The sequence below is a fragment of the Rhodoflexus caldus genome, from assembly GCF_021206925.1.
Taxonomy (GTDB): domain Bacteria; phylum Bacteroidota; class Bacteroidia; order Cytophagales; family Thermoflexibacteraceae; genus Rhodoflexus; species Rhodoflexus caldus.
Genome location: NZ_JAJPRF010000004.1, coordinates 199,051 through 221,305 on the forward strand (window position 1 = coordinate 199,051; position 22,255 = coordinate 221,305).

19 protein-coding genes and 1 riboswitch are annotated in these 22,255 nt (G+C 50.3%); of the genes, 10 read left to right on the forward strand and 9 right to left on the reverse strand.

Annotation, left to right across the window (positions count from 1 at the left end; all coding sequences use genetic code 11):
• Window positions 1–13: 13 nt before the first annotated feature.
• The 5 genes from NDK19_RS07120 to NDK19_RS07140 form a co-directional block, all read right to left on the reverse strand.
• The gene (locus NDK19_RS07120) at window positions 14–724 is read right to left on the reverse strand and encodes an MgtC/SapB family protein (protein WP_250631171.1); all 711 of its coding nucleotides are present in this window, start codon (window positions 722–724) and stop codon (window positions 14–16) included.
• A 131-nt stretch (window positions 725–855) separates the two neighbouring features.
• The gene (locus NDK19_RS07125) at window positions 856–2,214 is read right to left on the reverse strand and encodes a sensor histidine kinase (protein ID WP_250631172.1); all 1,359 of its coding nucleotides are present in this window, start codon (window positions 2,212–2,214) and stop codon (window positions 856–858) included.
• The gene (locus NDK19_RS07130; protein ID WP_250631173.1) at window positions 2,211–2,906 is read right to left on the reverse strand and encodes a response regulator transcription factor; all 696 of its coding nucleotides are present in this window, start codon (window positions 2,904–2,906) and stop codon (window positions 2,211–2,213) included. The genes NDK19_RS07125 and NDK19_RS07130 overlap by 4 nt, the downstream gene beginning before the upstream one ends.
• Before the next feature lie 102 nt (window positions 2,907–3,008).
• Complete coding sequence (locus tag NDK19_RS07135) at window positions 3,009–4,664, reverse strand: pyruvate dehydrogenase complex dihydrolipoamide acetyltransferase (protein ID WP_250631174.1); 1,656 nt, start codon at window positions 4,662–4,664, stop codon at window positions 3,009–3,011.
• Between the two features lie 157 nt (window positions 4,665–4,821).
• Window positions 4,822–6,285, reverse strand: a complete 1,464-nt coding sequence (locus NDK19_RS07140; protein WP_250631175.1) for an amidohydrolase — start codon at window positions 6,283–6,285, stop codon at window positions 4,822–4,824.
• A 145-nt stretch (window positions 6,286–6,430) separates the two neighbouring features.
• Here NDK19_RS07140 and NDK19_RS07145 point away from each other — a divergent pair, with 145 nt between their 5' ends.
• A complete protein-coding gene (locus NDK19_RS07145; protein ID WP_250631176.1) occupies window positions 6,431–7,405 on the forward strand; it encodes a pyridoxal-phosphate dependent enzyme in 975 nt (324 codons plus the stop codon).
• A 238-nt stretch (window positions 7,406–7,643) separates the two neighbouring features.
• Here NDK19_RS07145 and clpX read toward each other — a convergent pair whose 3' ends face one another.
• On the reverse strand, window positions 7,644–8,888 hold the full coding sequence (gene clpX, locus NDK19_RS07150) for an ATP-dependent Clp protease ATP-binding subunit ClpX (protein WP_250631177.1): 1,245 nt from the start codon (window positions 8,886–8,888) through the stop codon (window positions 7,644–7,646).
• Window positions 8,889–9,009: 121 nt separating this feature from the next.
• A riboswitch (cobalamin riboswitch) is annotated at window positions 9,010–9,214 on the forward strand.
• A gap of 106 nt (window positions 9,215–9,320) precedes the next feature.
• On the opposite strand from clpX, the gene NDK19_RS07155 reads away from it, so the two are divergent.
• The 5 genes from NDK19_RS07155 to NDK19_RS07175 all read left to right on the forward strand — a co-directional run bounded on the left by NDK19_RS07155 (window position 9,321) and on the right by NDK19_RS07175 (window position 14,524).
• The gene (locus NDK19_RS07155) at window positions 9,321–11,234 is read left to right on the forward strand and encodes a TonB-dependent receptor plug domain-containing protein (RefSeq protein ID WP_250631178.1); all 1,914 of its coding nucleotides are present in this window, start codon (window positions 9,321–9,323) and stop codon (window positions 11,232–11,234) included.
• Between the two features lie 110 nt (window positions 11,235–11,344).
• Window positions 11,345–11,707: a cysteine-rich CWC family protein gene (locus NDK19_RS07160; RefSeq protein WP_250631179.1), complete on the forward strand. Its 363-nt coding sequence runs from the start codon at window positions 11,345–11,347 to the stop codon at window positions 11,705–11,707.
• Complete coding sequence (locus tag NDK19_RS07165) at window positions 11,704–12,114, forward strand: acyl-CoA thioesterase (protein WP_250631180.1); 411 nt, start codon at window positions 11,704–11,706, stop codon at window positions 12,112–12,114. The genes NDK19_RS07160 and NDK19_RS07165 overlap by 4 nt, the downstream gene beginning before the upstream one ends.
• Before the next feature lie 43 nt (window positions 12,115–12,157).
• Window positions 12,158–13,207, forward strand: a complete 1,050-nt coding sequence (locus NDK19_RS07170) for a DUF5074 domain-containing protein (RefSeq protein ID WP_250631181.1) — start codon at window positions 12,158–12,160, stop codon at window positions 13,205–13,207.
• A gap of 57 nt (window positions 13,208–13,264) precedes the next feature.
• Window positions 13,265–14,524, forward strand: coding sequence for an N-acetylmuramoyl-L-alanine amidase (locus tag NDK19_RS07175; protein ID WP_250631182.1), 1,260 nt, complete (start codon window positions 13,265–13,267; stop codon window positions 14,522–14,524).
• A gap of 113 nt (window positions 14,525–14,637) precedes the next feature.
• Here the strand turns inward: NDK19_RS07175 and NDK19_RS07180 are convergent, their stop codons facing one another.
• The 3 genes from NDK19_RS07180 to NDK19_RS07190 all read right to left on the reverse strand — a co-directional run bounded on the left by NDK19_RS07180 (window position 14,638) and on the right by NDK19_RS07190 (window position 17,039).
• Window positions 14,638–15,843, reverse strand: a complete 1,206-nt coding sequence (locus tag NDK19_RS07180) for an MFS transporter (protein ID WP_250631183.1) — start codon at window positions 15,841–15,843, stop codon at window positions 14,638–14,640.
• A 31-nt stretch (window positions 15,844–15,874) separates the two neighbouring features.
• Window positions 15,875–16,519, reverse strand: coding sequence for a PKD domain-containing protein (locus NDK19_RS07185; RefSeq protein WP_250631184.1), 645 nt, complete (start codon window positions 16,517–16,519; stop codon window positions 15,875–15,877).
• A gap of 67 nt (window positions 16,520–16,586) precedes the next feature.
• On the reverse strand, window positions 16,587–17,039 hold the full coding sequence (locus tag NDK19_RS07190) for a MarR family winged helix-turn-helix transcriptional regulator (RefSeq protein WP_250631185.1): 453 nt from the start codon (window positions 17,037–17,039) through the stop codon (window positions 16,587–16,589).
• A 400-nt stretch (window positions 17,040–17,439) separates the two neighbouring features.
• Between NDK19_RS07190 and smc the strand changes: the two genes are divergently transcribed.
• From smc to NDK19_RS07210, 4 genes are all read left to right on the forward strand, one after another.
• Entirely contained in the window at window positions 17,440–20,982 is a 3,543-nt protein-coding gene (gene smc / locus NDK19_RS07195; RefSeq protein WP_250631186.1) for a chromosome segregation protein SMC, read from the forward strand.
• Window positions 20,983–21,023: 41 nt separating this feature from the next.
• Window positions 21,024–21,323, forward strand: coding sequence for a nucleotidyltransferase family protein (locus NDK19_RS07200; RefSeq protein WP_250631187.1), 300 nt, complete (start codon window positions 21,024–21,026; stop codon window positions 21,321–21,323).
• A complete protein-coding gene (locus tag NDK19_RS07205; protein WP_250631188.1) occupies window positions 21,316–21,657 on the forward strand; it encodes a HepT-like ribonuclease domain-containing protein in 342 nt (113 codons plus the stop codon). The genes NDK19_RS07200 and NDK19_RS07205 overlap by 8 nt, the downstream gene beginning before the upstream one ends.
• A gap of 162 nt (window positions 21,658–21,819) precedes the next feature.
• A complete protein-coding gene (locus NDK19_RS07210; protein ID WP_250631189.1) occupies window positions 21,820–22,239 on the forward strand; it encodes a 6-pyruvoyl trahydropterin synthase family protein in 420 nt (139 codons plus the stop codon).
• Window positions 22,240–22,255: the final 16 nt, after the last annotated feature.

The window sequence follows — 22,255 nt, forward strand, 5'->3', positions numbered from 1 at the left end:
CCTGCATGTGTCGTTAATCGTTTTGTTGTCCGATGATTTCCCAGCGCACTTCGGTTACGCCGTATTCCAGCGTGAATTTTCCCGCAAGTTGTTCAATGAAGTTATCGTGCCTGCCGATTGCCTGAATTTCGGCTTCCACATAGGTATAGGCAGGGCTGCCGTTGTCGCTGCTTTTCAGCGCCCGCAGTTGCAGGTGTTCGTCGTTTTTCAGGTAGTTAATCAGCAGCACGCGCAGGTGATTTTCCACCTGTTCTTTGCAGCGCAGTTTCAGCGCGTAGGTATAAGTGCCTTCGTCGGCAGCGTTCTGCACGGGAATGCGATTGAGCCGATTGCCGAACGGACGCAGGATGAGGTGAACACCCACCACGGTCAGGGCTGTAATGACCGATTCGGCAACGAAACCCACGCCTGCCAGTGACCCCACCGCCGCCGAACACCAGATAGTGGCGGCAGTGTTCAAGCCTTGAACGCTCATGCCGTCTTTCATGATGACACCCGCACCCAAAAAGCCTATGCCCGTAACAATTTGTCCTGCTACGCGGCTTGGGTCGCCCGCATCGCCCGTGAGCAGCGCCGACAGCAGAATAAAAGCCGCCGAACCGACGGAAACCAACGTGTTGGTGCGCAGCCCGGCACTTTTTTGCCGCCACTGCCGCTCAATGCCAATCATTGCGCCCAGCCCGAAAGCAAGCATCAGCCGCAAGGTGAAATCCAGTGTTGTCATGGCTTTTTGCGGGTTTAGGGTTGAAAATCAGCGACAGGGCATGCCCTGTCTGTACAAAATTGCCCGATGATTGCAGCGCAAAATTACCCGCCTTGTTGCAGGGCAGCCGTTAGAGAACTTTTAGAAAAACATTAGAAAATCATTAGAAAGCGCGTGCCTTTGTTAGGCTCAGAAAAAACCTCAATCGTGCCTTTGTGCAGGCGGACTATTTTTTGGGTCAGTGAAAGCCCGATGCCGTTGCCTTCGGCAAAGCGGCTGTTTGCACCGCGATAGAACGGCTCAAAAATATGCGGCAAGTCGTCGGGGGCAATGCCGATTCCTTTGTCTTCCACGCTGATTTCTATGCCCGTGGCGGTGAAGTGCAGCGTAGCCGTGCAATGGTGATTGTCGGAAAATTTGCAGCCGTTTTCCAGCAGGTTCATCAAGGCAACTTTGAGCAGGTATTCGTTGCCGTTGAGCATGATTTGCGCTTCGGTTTCGGGTTCATTGGCAAATCCGATATCTATCCGATAATCGGGGTGCGCCTGCAACACCTGTTGGCGGGCATCAAAGAGCAGTTCGTCTATGCGCAACGGGCGAAAAGTGATTTGTGCGGGGTCGTATTCGGCACGGGCAAGGTCTAAGAGGCTACCCGTGAGCCGCGCCATTTTTCGGGCATCGCCCAACGTGCGCGCAATAACGCTGCGGTATTCTTCGGTGTTGCGTTCGCGGCTGTGGGCAAGTTCCAACTCGGCAATCATGGCAGCCAACGGGGTGCGCAGTTCGTGGGAAATGTTGGAAACAAAGTTTTTTTGTGCCTCAAATGAGTTTTCCAGTTGCGCCAGCATGTTGTTGAACGTGGCGGCAAGTTCGGCAAGTTCATCGGCATTTCGCCCAACGGGCAAGCGCAAGTGCAAATTGGTAGCCGAAATACGCCGCGCCTGTTCGGTCATGGCGGCAACGGGTTGCAGCGCGCGGCGGGCAAAATACAGACCCGCCCCGAAAATGAGTGCCGTTGCTATGGCGAAAACTGCCACCATGTTTTGTAGCAGGCTTTCCAACTTGTTGTAACCGTATTGGTCGTAAGCGGCGGCGGTGAGCAGGTATTGCTGCCCTTCAAACTCATGCCGCAATCCGATAACCTGCCAACCGTCCTGATAGAATTGTACCATACCTTCGTCGCGAATTTGCGCCAGCATTTTGGGATGCTCTTTTACAAAGTCAATATCTACCGCATCGTGGTACAGCAGGCGAAAGTTGCCGTCGTACACTGCCACCTCTACTTCGTTGATAATCTGCCTGTTATTGCGATAGATGCGCTGCAAGGTAGCCGTGTCCACTTTGGCATCCAACACCAAATTGGCTTTGGTGAGTGCTTCCTTTTGCAGCAGTGCGTAAAATTCCTTTTCGCGGTTGCTGCGTGCCGACCAGTAAATTACCGCCGCAAAAGCCAGCAGGATGGCGGCAGCAAGCGCGGTAAAAAGCAGGGCAAGGCGCAGGCGAATTTTCATGCGTTGTCGGGTTTCATCAGCACAAAGCCCATACCCGGGCGGGTATGGATGAGTTTGGGTTCAAAGTCTTTGTCCACTTTTTTGCGCAGGTAGTTGATGTACACGTCAATAAAGTTTGTTCCCGTGTCAAAGTGTGTGTCCCATACTTTTTCGGCAATTTCGGTGCGGGACAGCACGCGCCCCGCATGTTGTAACATGTAGGACAGCAGTTTGAACTCTTTGGGGGTCAGGTTGATGGCGATGCCGTTGCGTTCGGCGGTTTTGGTGTTGAGGTTCAGTTTCAGGTCTGCATATTGCAGCGTGTCGCCCTGTGGCGGCAGGGCAACTGTTTGTGCCCGTTTGAGCAGGGCACGGATGCGCGCCAGCAGTTCGCGCATTTCAAAAGGTTTGACCAAATAATCATCTGCGCCGGCATCAAAGCCTTCCACCTTGTCGTCGGTAGTACCCAGCGCGGTGAGCATGATAATCGGCAGGTTGGGCTTGCTTTGGCGCAGCGCCTTGCAAAGTTCCAGACCGTCCATTTTGGGCAGCGCCACGTCGGTAATCACCAAGTCGTAGGGGTTTTGCAGTGCTAATTTTTTGCCCGTCAGCCCGTCGTAGGCAGCATCGGCAATGAAGCCGTTTTCTGCCAGCCCGCGCCGCAGCAGTTCCGATACGCGCTCGTCGTCTTCAATAATCAGAATAAAAGCCATAACAAACCCTGCATTAACCCATAAAACAAACCCGACGGATTGGGTACGCCCGTCGGGTTTTTAGTTGATTATTTCTTGCGCTGAAACATTTTCAACAGTCGGCTAAATCAATATGCGCACGGGGTCTTCCATCAGTTGTACCAAAGTTTGCAGGAAGGCCGCACCTGTTGCGCCATCTACCACGCGGTGGTCGCAGGCAAGCGTTACTTTCATCACGTTTCCGATGCGGATTTGTCCATCGGCAACCACGGGCACTTGGCGGATAGCCCCTACCGACAAGATGCACGAATCGGGCTGATTGATGATAGAGGTAAACTCTTCAATGCCAAACATGCCCAAATTGGAGATAGAGAAAGTATTGCCTGCCCAGTCAGCGGGTTGCAGTTTTTTGTTTTTGGCTTTGCTGCCTAACTCCTTCACTTCCGCAGAAATTTCGGAAAGGGACTTCGTATCGGCAAAACGCACGACAGGCACCAGCAGACCATCTTCTACGGCAACCGCCACGCCTATGTGTATATGGTGATTGACGCGGATTTTATCGCCTTGCCACGAAGCATTGACCATCGGGTGCTTGCGCAAAGCAACGGCACAAGCCTTGATAATCATATCGTTGAACGAAATTTTGACAGGTGCAACTTCGTTCATGCTCTGGCGGGCTGCCATTGCCTTGTCCATGTTGATTTCTACGGTGAGGAAGAAATGCGGTGCAGTGAAAGCACTCTCGCTCAGTCGGCGGGCAATGGTTTTGCGCATTTGGCTTACAGGCAGTTCCGTAAAGCTCTCTTCGTAGGCCGCCGTACTGCGTTGCGGCATAGCAACGGGTACTGCGCTTTCCTGCTTAGCAGGTGCGGCAGCAGGCACAAATGTTTCCACATCGCGCTTCACAATGCGTCCGTGTTCGCCCGTGCCTTTGATTTGCGAAATATCCAATCCTTTTTCTTTGGCCAAACGCTTTGCCAGCGGCGATGCTTTTATTCTGCCGCCTTCGGCAGTGCTTGAACCTGCAACCGATTGCGTGGCAGGGGCAGCGGCTGAGGTCGTTACGGGAGCGGCAACAGCAGTTTCCGCAACAGTGGCAGGAGCAGCAGTTTGTGCAACAGGAGCAGACTGCTGGTTCAACAGTGCTTGGTAGTCTGCACCGGCTTCGCCAATGATGGCGATGATGCCGTCCACGGGCACGGATTTGCCTGCCTCTACACCTATATAAAGAAGTGTGCCGTCTTCGTAACTTTCCAACTCCATCGTGGCTTTGTCGGTTTCTACCTCTGCCAGAATATCGCCTGATTTTACCTTATCGCCTACCTTTTTGAGCCACGCGGCAATGACACCTTCGGTCATTGTATCACTCATTTTCGGCATTCGGATAACGGTAGCGTTCACCTTCACGGCAGGAGCACTCTGCGGCGCGGTAGGGGCAGCAACAGCCACAGGTTCGGCGGCAGGGGCTGATGTCTGCGCGGCAGCAGTTGCAGAGGCGGAGGCATTGCCCAATTGCGCCAAGACAGCGCTTATGTCTTCGCCGGCCTGACCGATGATAGCAATGACACCATCCACAGGTACGGCTTGTTTTTCCTGTATGCCGATGTACAGCAATACGCCGTCGTAGTAGCTTTCCAACTCCATGGTGGCTTTGTCAGTCTCCACTTCTGCCAGAATATCACCCGATTTCACCTTATCTCCTACCTTTTTGAGCCATGAGGCAATGACACCTTCGGTCATTGTATCACTCATTTTCGGCATACGAATAATCTCAGCCATACGCTATCAGTGCTTTGTATAGTTCTTTGATGGAATGCTTTTTTCAGAAAGAGTCCAAAAATACGGCATTGCAGGCAAACAGGAAACGGATAAGGGAAAAATTGCGGATTTCGGATGATTACATCCAAAATCCGCCCTCTGCCATCTGCACTGCTTTTTACAGTCCCTTGCGGTAGTCTAACGGCGGTTTAATGTCGCCAATCATTGCTTTGTATTCAAAATTGGCACCGCGGCGGTTCTGCATTTCGGTTTTGGCTTTTTCTACCAGTGCAGGGTTGTTGAGCAAATCCAAACCGGTGGCGGCAATTGTTTTAGCCGCATTTAACATGCCTTTCATGCCTATGCCCATGCCGTCGGCGGCTGTGGCCTGCCAAGTGTGTGCTGCCGTTCCGGGCACCCATGTAGCCGTAGAAAGCCCTGTGGTAGGCACTAACCAACTGATATCACCCACATCGGTAGAGGCAGGGAAAAACGATTGCTTGAAAGGCTGAATTTCTTCGGCTACTTTAAGCGGCGGCAAATTTTTGCCCATGGTTTGGCGCAACTGCTCGGCAAAGGAAAGTTCGGCAGCATTGTATTTAACTCCGCCTACTTTGCTCAGATTGCCGTGCATAACAGAGGCAAGCGTTTCGTTCGGCAGCAGCCCCATGTGCGCCGCATTGATTTCATATTTTACGGTAGTTCCTGTACCCATTGCCGCACCTTCCGCTGCTTTTACAATGCGCTCCCACAGTTCCATGGTGGCGTTGTGGTCGGGCAGGCGCACAACGTACTCTGCCTCTGCATAGTCGGGAACAACGTTGGCAGCTACACCACCGTTTTTGATGACGTAGTGAATGCGCGCTTCCTGCGGCACGTGCTCGCGCATCAGATTGACCATGTAGTTCATTGCTTCCAGCCCGTCTAAGGCAGAGCGACCGCGGTCGGGACTGCCCGCGGCATGGGCGGTCTGTCCATAGAATCGGAACGTACCGCTTACCATCGCCAAACAACTCTCCGCATTGGCCGCATTGGTAGCACCGGGATGCCAATGCAATACAATGTCCACTCCTTTAAAATAGCCTTCACGTGCCATGAAAACCTTGCCTGCGCCGCCTTCTTCGGCAGGTGTGCCGTAGAGTTTCACTGTTCCGGCCTGTCCTGTTTTGAGCAAATGGTCTTTCAGGGCAATGGCAGCCGCAACCGATGCCGTTCCGAACAGGTTATGGCCGCAACCGTGCCCGCTGCCGCCTTCCAGCAAGGGTTTGCGATAAGGCACTGTGTCCTGCGAAAGGCTGGGCAGTGCGTCAAATTCCGCCAAAATACCGATGACAGGGCCTCCCGAGCCGTAAGTTGCCACAAATGCGGTAGGCAAACCTGCTACGCCGCTTTCTACTTTAAATCCCGCTTCGCTTAATTTGCTTTGCAACAGGGCGGCACTCTTTTGTTCCTGATAGCCCAGTTCGGCAAACGACCAAATCTCGCGTGCCACTTGCGAGTATTCAGGAAATTTTTTGTCTAACTGATTCCAAATGGCAATTTTGTCTTGGTCTTTGGAACTCATGGCTTTTCTGTCCTGCGCAAATGCAAACGGCAAGCCGTACAGCAGGCACAGCGTAATTGCGGTAATGATTTTTCTCATCGTGATACTGTCTAAATTGGTGTTTGACCAAATTTAGCGAAATTCGCTGCATAACGTCTGTTGCCGTTGAATTTTTACCGCAGAGAGCGCTGCCTTTGAGTTTTTACCACAAAGATTTAATTACTTGCCAAACCCCTCAAAACCGATGCATACACCCGATAAAACGACAATAGAAGCTGCCGTAGCGCGTATCAAGCCCTATATTCATCAAACACCTGTGCTCACCAGCCACTCGCTGAATGAGTTGGCCGGTGCAGAGTTGTTTTTCAAATGTGAAAATTTTCAGCGCACGGGGTCTTTCAAAATGCGCGGGGCTACAAACGCCGTTTTTTCGCTTTCCGATGAGGCAGCGGCGAAGGGAGTCGCTACGCACTCTTCGGGCAACCATGCACAAGCATTGGCAAAAGCTGCCCAACTGCGGGGTATTCCTGCCTACGTAGTGATGCCTTCCAATGCGCCTAAGTCAAAAATAGAAGGAACGAAAGCAGCAGGCGGACAAATCATTTTCTGCGAACCGACCTTGCAGGCACGCGAAGACACGCTCGCACAGGTAGTTGCGGAAACGGGTGCAGCGTTCATTCCGCCCTACAACGATTACCGCACCATTGCAGGGCAGGCAAGCTGTGCCTACGAGTTGTTGCAGCAGGCAGAAAACTTAGATTACATAATCGCCCCTTGCGGCGGCGGCGGACTTTTGAGCGGCACGGCACTTTCGGCACATTATTTTGCGCCGCAAACAGTAGTGCTGGGTGCAGAACCCCACAACGCCGACGATGCGTACCGCTCGTTTCATGCGGGGCATATCATCCCTTCGGTCAATCCCAACACGATTGCCGACGGCTTACGCACTTCGTTGGGTGATAAAACTTTTGGCATCATTCGCGAACATGTGGCAGATATTTTAATCGCCGATGAAGAATGGATTGTCAAAGCCATGCGCTTGGTGTGGGAACGGCTCAAAATCGTAATTGAGCCTTCGTGTGCGCTGCCGCTGGCCGTATTGCTGCAAAACCGCCCCCAAGCCCTGCAAGGTAAACGCATCGGGCTGATTCTCACCGGCGGCAATGTGGACTTGGACGTGTTTTTTGCGCAGTATGAGCACATTGTCGGCCACGCATAACGCACCTGCCTTACTTGTTTTTGCAAAGAGTCTCGGCCGACAGATGCAGTTGAGCAGACAGAACATTCTTATCTTGAATATAGAAGGCGCGCAGTATTTGCATATATTTAAGCCTGTCGGGGCTTGGATACCCAACAGGCTTAACAATTGATTTTCAGTAATTTATAAAAAACACCTGCGATTTCATTCGTCCAACAGCAAAAGAGAAGGCGGTAAACTGTGCAATAAATTATCCGCCTTATGCCGCCTCAGAAGAGTGCGCATCTTTGCCGCGCAGGGCATATACCTTTTCTATCTGGCGGCGGGCATATTCACCATCCACAATAAACTCTTTGACACCGGCCGAAGGCAGCTCATACATGGCTTCCAGCATCATGCTTTCGCAAATGGCGCGGAGGCCGCGAGCGCCTAATTTGAGCGCATCGGCGCGTTCTACAATCGCATCCAATGCCTCATCGGTAAAGTGCAACTTGATTTTTTCCATCTCAAACAGCTTTTTGTACTGTTTGGTAATGGCATTTTTCGGCTCGGTCAGAATCAGGCGGAGGGCGGTGGCATCTAATGGCTGCAAAGTGGCAATAATCGGCAGGCGGCCAATCAGTTCGGGTATCAGTCCGAAACTGCGCAGGTCTTGCGCACTGAGGTGCTCCAACAGGTCATAGTTGGCCTGCCCCGATTTCAGCCCGAAAGACTGACTGCCAAAACCAATCGGGCGCGTTTCTAATCTGTTGGCGATTTTCTTGTCAATTCCTTCAAAAGCTCCGCCGCAAATAAACAGGATATTTTCCGTGTTGATTTGTACCAACTTGGCATCCGGATGTTTTCTGCCGCCTTGCGGAGGTACATTTACCACTGTTCCTTCCAGCATTTTGAGCAATGCCTGCTGTACGCCTTCGCCGCTTACGTCGCGAGTGATGGAAGGATTATCACCTTTGCGGGCAATTTTGTCAATTTCATCAATATAAACAATGCCGCGTTCTGCTGCGTCCACGTCGTAGTTGGCGGCTTGCAAGAGGCGCGTCAAGATGGTTTCCACATCTTCGCCCACATAGCCCGCTTCGGTTACGGAGGTAGCATCGGCAATGGCAAAAGGCACTTGCAGTAGTTTTGCCAATGTTCTGGCAATCAAGGTTTTACCCGTACCTGTTTCACCAACCAACAGCACATTTGACTTTTCAATGCTCACATCGTCATCCTTGGATTTTTGTATCAGGCGCTTGTAATGATTGTAAACGGCTACCGAAATCACTTTTTTGGCTTTATCCTGACCGATAATGTATTGGTCGAGATAGCGCTTCATTTCTGTGGGCTTTACTAATTGCAGATTAGGGCGCGTTTTCTTTCGGGGCTGCATTTCTTGCTGCCACAGGTCATGCGCCTGCACAATACAGGTGTCGCAAATGTGGGCATCAATGCCCGATACCATCAGAGAAACCTGTGTTTTTCCTGCGCCGCAAAATGAACAAGTGATATTGGTTGCCATCGGTCAGTTGGTTTTTCGGGGGATTCTACCTATTTAACGATTGAACAGCCAAATTAGTCCGTAAAATCCGAACTTGCCAAAAGTTTTTTTCTTTTCCCTTGTTATCCTGCAAATTTTGCTACATTTGCACCGATGTTAGGGTGCCGTGCAATACAGGCTGTTGCATGGCTTAAAAGGGAATCCGGTGAAAGACCGGAGCTGTCCCCGCAACTGTAAGCTCATTTACAAAGCCGCTAATCAACCCTCGTGCCACTGAAACCTGCGGGTTTTGGGAAGGCGATTAGCGGTGAGCAAGCCAGGAGACCTGCCCCCATCACAAATTCAAGGCTTTCGGGTGAAAGGCTAAGGATACTTCGGAAAATTTCCGCAAGGTCGTTTGTTTTTTACTGTATGGCTTTGGGTTGAATTGTTAAAAATTCAAACCTGAATGCGATGTTTTTTTGTATAAAAAAGGCTGTTTTATCGGCAGCCCTGATGGCTTGTATTTACACTTTGCCAGAATCGTGGGCGCAAAAAGCCGATTCGGTGCGTACTCTGCACGAGGTAACGGTGCGCGGCATTCCGGAAAGCAAGTTTGCCGTAGGGGCTGCTGTTTGGCAACCCGACAGCGCAATAGTATCGCGGTTGGCAAGTGCCTCCCTCAGCGATTTGCTCATGCGGCAGTCGGCTGTTTACATGCGCGAATACGGTGGCGGCATGATGGGAACGATTTCCATGCGCGGCACAGGGCCTTCGCAAACGGCATTGCTCTGGAACGGCATCAACCTCAATCACCCGTCTTTGGGGCTGATTGATTTCAGCATCATCCCTCTGGCTGCCGGCAGTCGGTTGCTGGTACAGCCCGGCAGCGGCTCATCACTCTACGGCAGCGATGCCCTTGGCGGTACAGTGCACATCCGCACCGACAGCGAATGGCAAGAAGGCTTTCAGGCAAACCTGCAACAAGAGTTCGGCAGTTTCGGGCGCTATTTTACACGCTTGCAGGCAGGCGGCGGCAGCGAAAAATGGCAAGCACAAACGGGTTTCTACCGTTTGCAGCAGCAGAATGATTTCCCTTTCCGCAATGTTGCCAAGGCAGGCGTGCCCACCGAAAGGCAGCAAAACGCCGCCGTTCACTATTGGGGACTTACGCCTGAAATTTACTTCCGACCCGACAACCGACGGCAACTGTCGCTCAAAACGTGGTACCATGACCACTTTCGGCAGGTGCAGCCGACGATGGCAGCACAGGAAGTCCGCGATGAGCAGCAAGATGCAAACCTGCGGCTCATGGCTGACTATGAACAACTGACAGGCACTCATGGTGTTTTTCGTGCAAAAACAGCTTTTATTTTTGATGAAATTATTTTCAATGGCGACCGCTCAGCTACTTGGCGCTATTGGACACAAGCCCGCCACGAGCAAAACTGGAACAACCGCCTGACTACCGAAATCGGCGGCAATGTGCAACATACAAGAGCAGATGTGCGGGCATATCGGGGGGATATTACGGAGCTACGCACCGACTGGTTCGCCCTTTCGCGCCTGCAAATCCATCCGAACGTGCTGCTTTCGGCAACCATTCGGCAAACAATTGTCCCCGGTTTCAGTGCACCGATTGCTCCTGCCTTGGGCAGCCAATGGCAGCGTAAAATTACTGACAGTCAATTGCTTACATGGAAGTTGCAAGCCTCCAAAGGCTATCGCGTACCCACGCTGAACGACCGATTCTGGCAGCCCGGCGGCAACCCTGATATTCGCCCCGAACGCAGCTACAACGCGGAAACTTCGCTGGGATGGCAACTGCACAAAGGCAGCAATCGCCTGCAAATCAATTCCACTGCATTCCGCATGTGGGTGCAAGACTGGATTTTGTGGCTGCCGCGCGGCAGTTTCTGGTCGCCTGAAAATGCACGGGAAGTACGTGTAACGGGCTTGGAAATCAACGGATTATATCGTCGCCTTATCACAGGTGGCTATTGGGAACTTCGCGGGCATTATGCACTCAACCAGTCGTTGAACTTGCAGCCGCTCAGCGACAACGACCGTTCGGCAGGCAAGCAATTGCCCTATACGCCGCTTCATCGTGCACAGGCTTCATCGGCAATTGTTTGGAAAGGTTGGCTGCTGCAAGCCGATGCTAACTACACGGGCACACGCTACCCAACAGCCGATAATGAAACTTCACTCAAACCCTTTTGGATAAGCAACTTATTGGTTTCCAAAGATTTGCAAATAAAAAAAATTCAGGCTCAGGCACTGCTGCGGGTAAACAACCTGCTCAATGCCGACTATCAGAATTTTCAGTTGCGCGCCATGCCCGGCAGGCACTTTCAGGCCGGTATAACCATTGGCAGCGTCAGGTAGCGCACTTTAAACCCGACAGTTCTCAGACCTGACAGGTTTTGAAAACCTGTCAGGTCTGAATAGGCCAAGTAACCATAACATTAAAGGCAATAGCAAACCCATGCAACGCCATGTCATTACACGAACCGAAATATTGCCCCCGATGCAACGCCTTGTTTGAATGCAAACCCGGCGATGTGGCCAACTGTCAATGCAGCGAAGCGGTCGTTTCCGAAACCGTCCGCAAAATGCTCGAGCAAACGCATTGGAACGATTGCCTCTGCAAAAATTGCCTCGCCTATCTGGAAAATTTGAGCCGCAAAGCTGCCTGCTATCCCGCACCTGCCAAAGGTGTGCCGCCCTTGGAAGGCGTGCATTACTACAAAGAAGGCAGCTATTGGGTATTTACCGAACTGTATCATTTTCAGCGCGGCTATTGCTGCCAAAGCGGTTGCCGCCATTGTGTTTATGGATTTAAAAAGAATGTTGTATGAACCAAGTCGTCCCTATGATGCCCGATGTGCTGGAACAGCGCATGGAAAATGCGGAAACACGGATTTTTAAAGCCGTTTTCCCTAATCTGACCAATCACTACGACACCCTCTTCGGCGGTACGGCCATGTCACTGATGGATGAGGTGGCATTCATTACCGCCACGCGGTTTACGCGGAAAAAGGTTGTAACCGTTTGCAGCGATAAAATAGATTTCAATAAGCCCATTCCTGCCGGAACCATTGTAGAGCTTGTCGGCAGAGTTGTCCACATCGGGCGGACAAGTTTGCAGGTAGCGGTTGAAATCTTTGTAGAAAAAATGTACGAAGAAGGCCGCGAATTGGCCATCACGGGCAAGTTCACCTTTGTTGCACTTGACAATAACCGTCGTCCCGTTCGGATACTTTGAATTACACACTGTTCATATTTTCAACTAAACATCTTTTTAAACTATGCAAAAAATCATTTCCCGATTCGCTTGGCTGTTCATTTGGGTATTGCTGGCCGCTTGTTCAGGAAACAAAGACACAGCGCCTGCGGGTAAATACGACAACGGCGTAATCATTGTCAATGAGGGCAATTTCAGCGATGCGGATGGTGAACTTTCGTTTTGGAATCGCGGTACACAACAGGCAGCCCAGCAAATTTTTCAGACAGAAAATCAGCGACCTTTTGCGGGGATTATTCAGTCGGTGCGGCTGCATAACAATCGGTTGTACGTCGTTGCCAATCGCGCCGATAAGTTGGAAGTCATGGAAGCGGGAACGATGAAAGCCGTAGCCACTATCAGCGATGCAGCGCGCATGATTAATCCGCAAGACTTTGCTGCCATTGGCAATCGCGGCTTTGTAACTTGCTGGGGGCCGTTCAGCCCGACCTTTTCGCGCGATAACCCCACGCTGGTTGTGGTAGATTTACAGAGCAACCAAATTGTAAACAGCCTGCGCCTACCGACTTTTCCGCAAGGCATTTTGGCAGCTAACAACAAAATTTTTGTTGCGATGGCAGGCACTCGCAACGTAGCAGTTATCAATCCTGAAACGGCACAGATTGAGGCAAGCATAGAAGTATTGCAAAGCCCGCAAAGGCTGCTGCTGGATGCCAACAACAGACTTTGGGCAGTATGCAGCGGCGGTTTTGCACGCATCAACCCAAACACCAATCAGGTAGAGGCAACTATTGCAGCATCTGCCACCGTGCGCCCCAACGGCAAAGCAACCATGAACGCCGACCGCACGCGGATTTATTTCTTAGTCGGCGGTTTCAATACACCGCAAAGTGTATTTGAGTTGCCTATTACGGCAAGTACAATGCCTACCGCACCGATTTTTTCGCAAAACAACATCTACGGTATCGGTTGCGACCCGCAAGACGGTAGCATCTGGCTGGCAGACAACAACGGCTTTCAGGGCAACGGCACCATTATCCGCATCCGACCCGACGGCACGCGCATAGGCACGATTGCCGCCGGCAGAGCGCCTAACGGATTTTTATTCCGCTAAAAATCCGCTTGACCGTACAAACTTTTGTAACTTTACCCTACTGAAAATGAAAAAATTATGAAACGTTTGTACGGTTTTTTACTCACGTGGTGTTTGCTGCCGCTGCTCTATGCGCAATTGCCTTTGTACTCTACGGTTTCCTATGAGGTAGAACCCAACAAAGAATATGTTTGGCAATTGGGGGGCACTGTTACAAGTCTTTCGGTAGAATTTACACCGGGAGCCGACCTTTCGGGTTGCCGCCTGTTGCTGAACAACGGAACAGCCGTTGCGCTTAAAGCCGACAGCCATCAGGAGCGCTATGCCTCGCAACTGACTGTATTTGACAGCCCACAAGAGAGCATCCGCTTTGTCAGCGGTGCGGTTGCAGGTAAAATTACGCTGCATTTGCTGAGCGTGCCGCGCCTGCCCGATGCCAACAAATGGTGGGAGTATGAACCCATACCTTTTCGCGAAGAAAACATTTGCGAAAAACCTCCCGTTATACCTGCTGCTCAATGGCGGGCAGGGTTGCCGCCGCCGCGCAATCCGCCCGAAGGAACACAGGTGCGTTTTATCATTATTCACCATGAGGCAGGCTCTAACAACCCGCGCGATTTTACGGAAACCGTTCGCAACATTTACATTTTCCACACCCAAAGCAACGGCTGGAATGACATCGGCTATAACTTCGTCATAGCACAAAACGGTGCCATTTTTGAAGGCCGCGACGGACAGGGGCGCATGGATGGCGACAATGTGCTCGGTGCACATTTTTGCGGTAAAAACGGAAGCACGATGGGGATTTGCCTGCTCGGCAACTACATGACTGCCGAACCTCCACAGGCTGCCCTGCTCTCCTTGCACCGACTGATTGCATGGAAAATGGAAAAGGAAAACCTGACCAACCCGTTTGGCAGAGCCATACACTTACCGGGTACATCGCTGCAATCTACCATCGGTGTTATTTCGGGGCACCGCGACGGCTGCTCAACCGACTGCCCGGGTGATAATGTGTACCGACGGTTGGAAGAAATCAGACGCAATGTGCAAAATGCCTGCAATGTGCTGGCTGCGGACACGCGCCCAATCATAGGAAATGATATGGCGGTATATCCTTCGCCTGCTTCCAATCGGGTGCGCATTGTAGTGCCTGCGGGAAGTATCGGTCAATTGAGCATTATTGCGGCCAACGGAACAGAAGTTGCCCAATTTCAGGCTGACATAAATACCAATGCTATTGAATGGAATGCCTCCTCTTTCGGGCGCGGCCTTTATATCTGCCGCTTTATCATGCCGTCAGGCGATGTTATCAGCAAAAAAATTGTGCTGGAATAAGTCGCACAAGTTGCCCAAGCAAGCAAGAAACGTAAAATTCTGCTATCTGAGGCAAGAATTATTTTCGGAGAAAAATTTACGGCAGCAGTTATACCAATTGTCCATGCGGTTTATCACCGATGCCTGCGACTGCGTTCCATCGGGAGGAGAAAAGCAAGCAGCCCCAACAAAGGAAGAGAACAACAAATAATCATCATGTTTTTTATGCCCAGCCAATCGCCGATAGCACCGAGCCCGATGGCTGCCACCGCACCAATACCGAATGCCAGCCCAAACATCATTCCTGAAATAAGACCTATGCGCTCCGGCAACAGTTCGAGGCAGTAAATCAACGATACAGGGAATCCGGCCATTGCCGCATAGCCGGAAATAAACAACACCAGATAAGCCATCCAGCCCTCGGTGAAGGGCAGTAAAACTGCCGTCAGGCCGCTGACCGATACCGACAGCCACAACACTGCCCGAAGTCCCATACGGTCTGCCAATGTGCCGCCGTGCAATGTACCCAGCGCCAAAGACACCAAAAAAATGAAGATGTAGGACTGTGCCTCTGCCAGCGAGTTCATCAGCACTTTGGTCTGAAAAAAGGTGTAGAACCCTACCACCCCAACCATGTAACAACTGCGGGCAAACGTAATAATCGCAATTAGGGCAAAAACATAGTAAATCAATCCCTGCCGTTTGGCATGTAATTTTTTGAGGGCTACGGGACGGACAAAGTCGCTTTCTCTCAAATTAGCTTTGTACCAGCCTGCCAGATAGAAAAGCATGGCAGTGGCAATAATCCCCACAATTACGAAAAGCCATGAGCCTTTCTGCCCCAACGGTGCAAAAATGACGATTGTCCAAATGGGTGCCAATGCCTGCCCCGCCTGCCCCAATACCTGAAACAAGGATTGTCCCATGCCGCGGCGTTCGCCCGAAGCCAGTACAACTAAACGCGAACCTTCCGGATGGAATACAGACGAGCCAACACCCAGCAGCATCACAGCCAATACCAACTGTACGATATCCGATGCAACTCCCATCCAAAGCATCCCCAACATGCTGCAAATCATGCCGAAAGGAAGCAGGTAAGGCATAGGGCGCCTGTCGGTATAAGAGCCGATAAGCGGCTGTAAAAAGGAGGCTATTATATTGTTGGCAAAAGCTATTAAACCCAACTGGCTGTAACTCAGGTTCAATTCTGTTTGTAAGATAGGAAACATCGCCGGTATCACTGCTTGAATAGAATCATTCAGCAGATGTACCAAACTGATAGCTCCCAAAATAGGCAGGGAATTGAAAGCAGGTAAAGGTTGCGAGCGGGTTCCTGTCACTTCGCCAATTTATTGAAAAATCACCATTTGATTACCTCGTACCTATAAAGTTGTAAGTTGCCAGCAATTGGTTGGCATTATTACGGACTGTATAGTCTAATCGTATCTGACGACCATTGCGCACACCGGTACCGCGCATACGCGCACCCGCAATATCGTTTTCAATATTGAAATTATTGTTATCAACTACAATGGCATTGCGCGGCGGTGCATCATTAATGCCGGTCAGACTAATATCCAATGCAAGAGGATTGAGGGTGGACTTCTGAATCACGCAAGTACTATTACCCGAACCGCGCTGCCCGTCAGGCAAAATAACAGTTACCGTACCACGATAAGTTCCCACCAACGAATCGCGAGGGTCGCGCACTTCCACGCGAATGGAACCGCCAGATGTTCCTTTGGGGTTTTTAGCTACCAACGTAACTACCTGTGTGCCGCCTGATGTGAAAATATAGCGAGGTTCTTGCTCATTGGAAACCAAATTACCCTGTACATACCACTCAAATTCGGTAGCATTAATCGTGCGATTGACAAATGTTACAGCCCTTCCCACAGTAGCAGGATTCGGCTCAACGGAAAAATCAGCGAATGGTGCTCCCTCCCGCGTACAAGATACTATCAGCAGCAGTACCGTAATAACTGCTACTAAACGATTGAAAACTGTCGAACCCATTGAATTGCTGAAAAATGTTTTAGCTCGTAAATTTAGTGCAAGCCAATGAATTAGCACATACTTGTGCTTAATCCCCTCTAAGTTTGTCCAGTAAAATATTCAACTGCGCAGCTTCCGCTTCAGAAATTTTGGTGAAATGGCTGTACCACTCGGCCATTTTGGCATCTATCGCTTTGAGCAAAGCCAAACCCTCGGCGGTAATGGTAATATCAACTTCGCGCCTGTTTTGCTGGTTTTGTTCACGGCTCACAAAGCCTTTCAGGCGGAGTTTTTCTACCAATCGCGCTGTATTAGACATTCTGTCCAACATACGCGGCGTAATATCGCACAAGCGCACTGTGGAAGGATGCTGACCGCGCAGAATGCGCAGCACGTTAAACTGTTGCGGAGAAATGCCAAAAGGTTTTAATACCGACAAGTCAATTGCATTAATCCAACCTGCCGTAAATAAGATATTCAGCACCGCCTTGTGATGCTCACTGTCAAATTTGCTTTGCTGTAATTCTTCTTCTATTCGCACCTGACAAAGGTACGGAAAATTGATATGTTTACAAATGTTGTGCATACAATATTTTAACTCTGCAATATTCACCGACAATATGTTACCAAGTTCGTACTTTTGCCGCCGGCAAAATCAGGATGGCGAAAATTCGGATTTGAAATTGCGGATTGGGGAATAAAGCAGGTGAGCAAATTAACGCGTTCTTTTTTACCGCGGAGTGCGCAAAGGTTTAACCGCAATGTACACAGAGAAAAGATTCATCATAAAAATACTCAGCGGGCTTTGCGGTAAATTTGAAAAATCGTTTTAAACTGTTCACTTGCTTAACACACCGAATCACAGGTATCATAAACGCCGTTTCAATTCCGCTTCAAATCCTAAATCCTCAATCCGCATTCCGAAATCTTAACGTGTACCCATGCAACTGAGCAAGTTAGAAATCAAAGGTTTTAAAAGTTTCGGCGATAAAGTTACCATCAACTTTGACGCGGGCATTACGGGCATTGTCGGGCCGAACGGCTGCGGCAAGAGCAACGTAGTGGATGCCATCCGCTGGGTACTGGGCGAGCAACGCACCAAAAACCTGCGTTCCGACAAAATGGAAAACGTCATTTTCAACGGCACCAAAAACCGCAAGCCGCAACAAATGGCGGAAGTTTCGCTCACCTTCCTCAATACCAAAAACCTTTTGCCGACTGAGTACACCGAAGTTACCATCACGCGCCGCTACTACCGTTCGGGCGAGAGTGAATACTTGCTCAACGGCGTAAACTGCCGCCTGAAAGACATCAACAACCTGTTCATGGACACGGGCATCGGGCCGGACAGCTACGCCATTATTGAGTTGAAAATGGTGGACGACCTGCTCAATGACACATCGGGCAGCCGCCGCGAACTGTTTGAAGAAGCGGCGGGCATTTCCAAATTCAAGGCGCGAAAAAAGGAAACCATCAAAAAAGTAGGCGATACGGATGCCGATTTGGCGCGGGTGGAAGACCTGCTTTTTGAAATTGAAAAGAACCTGCGCAGCCTTGAAAAACAAGCCAAACAAGCCGAACGCTACTACAAAGCCAAAGACGAATACAAACAAATCAGCCTTGAGTTGGCTAAAAAAATTGTCAGTCGCCAACGCGAAACCCTCATCGGCATTCAGGCGCAACTCAATGCCGAAAACGACCAAAAAGCAGCCCTGACCGCACAAATTGCCGAATTGGAGGCTTCCATAGAACAAACACAAGCGGCAATTTTACAAAAAGAAAAACTGTTGGCAGGTCGGCAGCGAGTGCTGAACGAACACGTCGGCAAAATCAGGCAATACGAAAGCGAACAGAAGCTCAAAAACGAGCGGCTGCGATTCCTCACCGACCGCCGTGCCAATTTGGAGCGGCAAATCGGCGACGAGCAACACAATACCGACGTGCTGCACAACCGCATTGCCGTACTCAAAGAAGAACAGCAAAGCGCAAGGCGACAGGCAGACGAAACCGATTTTACACTTGATTCGCTCAAAGCCGACTACGAAGCCGAGCGCGAGCAAGTGCAGGCATTGCAAAAGCAACTGTCCGAAGCCACAGCCAACGGCAATACTGCCAAAAATGAAGTTTTTCAGCTCAATAAATCATTGGAAATCAAGCATATGCAATACAATGCACTGCGTTTGGAGTTAGAAAAAAATTACACCGATGCCAGCCAACAGCGGGCAAGTTTGGAAGCGTTGAGCGACACCGTGCTTGACCTGCGCGACCAAGTGGCGGACTTGGAGCGCGAACTTGCCGACATGCAGGCTGCCGAAGTTGCCTTGCAGGAAAGCATAGCCAAAAGCACGCAACAGGCAGAAGATTTGCGCCTGCAAATCGCTGCCGAGCACCGCAAAGCCGATGCCCTGCAAAACGAGTACAACCTCACCAAGTCGTTGGTGGACAGCATGGAGGGCTTCCCCGAAGCCGTGCGTTTCCTGCATACCGACAAGCGATTTGCCAAAAATACGCCCCTGCTTTCCGACATCATCAACGCCGCCGATGAATTCAAACTTTGCATTGAAAACTACTTGCAGCCCTACATGAGCCACTACGTGGTGGAAAACGAGGAACAGGCATTGGCAGGCATCAATTTATTGAGCGAAGCGGGCAAAGGGCGTGCAAACTTTTTTGTCATGTCGCAACTGATGCGAGGCAATATCCCCACGCCGCACAAGCAGGAAATCGGCGGGGCAGTACACGCACTTTCGGTTATTGATTTTGACACGCGCTTTACACCGTTGATTTACAGTCTATTAGGTAATGTTTACATCCTGACGGGCAATCAGGAAGTGCTGCCCCGTGTGCTGCAGGAAGTAACACTGATTACGCAAAACGGTAAAATTATCCGACAACCTTTCAGCCTTTCGGGAGGTTCGGTCGGGCTGTTTGAAGGCAAACGATTGGGGCGGGCAAAAAATTTGGAAAAACTCAGCCGCCAACTTGCCGAACTCAACGACAAAATCAAAAAAGACGAAGACCGCCTCAAAGCCCTTTACCAATACATTGAGCAGCAAAAAGCCGACAGCAAAAAAGCGGCAATAGAAACCGCTCAACGCGACCTGAACCGCCTGCAACAAGAGGCAACCGCTGCCCGCATCCGCCAAGAGCAGTTGCAACAGTTGGTTAGCAGCAGCGACCTGAAAAAAGAGGACATTGAGGCACGTATGGACATCCTGCGCGAGGAAATCAGCGAAACCGAGCCACAGGTACGCATGGCGCAACAGCAACTCAGCCAAGCCGAAAGCGAACTTTCGCACCTGAACAACGAGCTGTTCCGCCGAAACGAGGTGCTCAACCGCAAACAGACTGCCTACAACGAGCAAAACATGCGCAGTTATCAGTTGCGCAACCGCTTAGAAACACTGGAAAAAGAAATTGAGTACCGCGGGAACGATATTGTCAGTTTGCGCCGCCGCATGGAACAGGCACAGGCAGAACTGCAAAAAACCGAAGCGGAAATCCGCGAGTTGGCAACAAGCAACACCCTCAGCGACAGCGAGTTATTGAGCCTCTACGAAGAAAAAGAGAGCATAGAAGCCGCCGTTCGCGAAGCCGAACAGGATTATTTTGCCGCCCGCGGCAGCATCGCCGAAACTGAAAAGGAAATTCGCGAGCTGCGCCGCCGCCGCGAAACATCCGACCAACTCATCGCCGAGATGAACAACCGCCTCAACGAAGCCCGCCTGCAAACCGCATCGCTCAAAGAACGGCTTTCCGTTGAGTTTGAAATTGATTTAGAGGCAGTGATGAACGCGCCCGACCTCATCCTCAGCGATTTGAGTGAGGAGTTCCTGCGCGAAGAACAGCAAAAATGCAAGGAACGCATTGAGCGCATCGGGGCAATCAACCCCATGGCAATGGAGGCATACAACGAAATTAAACAACGCTACGACTTCATCAACGAACAGAAAAACGACCTGCTGACCGCCAAAGCCTCTTTGCTGCAAACCATTGACGAAATAGATGCCATTGCCCGTAAACAATTTTTGGAATCTTTTGAGCAAATCCGTGCTAACTTCATTCGCGTGTTCCGTTCGCTGTTTTCCGAAGAGGACACCTGCGATTTGATTTTGTTAGACCCCGAAAACCCGTTAGAGTCGGCAATTGACATTATGGCAAAGCCCAAAGGCAAGCGTCCGCTTACGATTAACCAGCTTTCGGGGGGCGAAAAAACCCTCACCGCTACGTCGCTGCTGTTTGCCATTTACCTGTTGCGCCCCGCGCCTTTCTGTATTTTTGACGAAGTGGACGCACCGTTAGACGACGCCAATATTGACAAGTTTAACAATATTATCCGCAAGTTTGCCGATAATTCGCAGTTCATCATTGTAACGCACAACAAGCGCACCATGTCCGCCACCGATGTTATGTACGGCGTAACCATGTTGGAACAGGGTGTTTCGCGGGTCGTACCCGTAGATTTGCGGGCATTGGCAGAGTAGTTTGTTGCGGTTTTTGTAGATTTGGATAAACACAGACGCACATGATGATTACCCGCGAAGCAATTATCGCCAAAATTCAATCTGAAAAAGAAGCTATTTCCCGATGCGGCATCCAATCCGTCGGCCTGTTCGGCTCTTACGCAAGAGGCGAACAAACCGAAAACAGCGATATAGACCTATTGATTGATTTTGCACCTAATAAGGAAAATTTTGACAGCTTCATGAGTTTTTATGACTTGGCGGAAAATTTATTCAGTGGCTATAAAGTGGACGTGGTTACCAAAAACGGACTTAGCCCGTACATAGGGCCGAAAATTTTAAGCGAGGCAATATATGTCTAAGGAGCCTATTGTCTATTTGAAGCATATCTTAGATGAGTGTTCATTCATCCGCTCGGTCATTACGCCCGAAAAATCGCAGTTAGAATTTCTCAACGACGAGATACTGAAACGTGCCGTTGTCCGAAGTTTGGAAATTATCGGTGAAGCAACCAAGAATATACCCGCTGATTTTAAGGTCAAATGGGCGACGATTCAATGGAAAAATATGGCAGGTATGCGCGACCGACTTATTTATGACTACATTGGAGTTAATTATAACATTGTTTGGGATGTTGCCCGATACAAAATACCGGAGTTGCATGAGCAGATAAAGGCCGTTATTCAAAGCGAATAAAGTTTACGAAGCAACCACAACGTCAGAAGCAATTACAGCTCAAACAACATAAGTATCATTTCGGCATCTCTCAGGGTTGCTCACAGTTCAACAGCCTCAACCATCCGATAATCCCCGACAATCCGCTAACTTTGCGGTGCAAAATTCAAACGAGGTAGGGAAATGGTGTACATCTGCCGCAAAGAGCATTTTAATGCCGCGCATAAACTATACAATCCGAACTGGTCGCCCGAAAAAAACGTGGAGGTTTTCGGCCCCTGCGCCAATGCCAACTGGCATGGGCATAACTTTGAACTTATTGTTACGGTGAAAGGCAAGCCCGACCCCGAAACGGGCTTTGTCATGGATTTGAAGGCTTTGAGCAACATCATCAAGCGTGAGGTGGTGGACAAATTAGACCATAAAAACCTCAACTTAGACGTGGACTTCATGCAGGGCAAAATGACAAGTTGCGAAATCCTGATTCAGGAAATCTGGAAAATTTTAGCCCCGAAAATCAAAGAAAAAGCCCCCAACGCCGACCTGCACAAACTCACACTCTACGAAACGCATCAGAATTTTGTAGAGTATATGGGCGAATAGTTAATAAAATCATCTG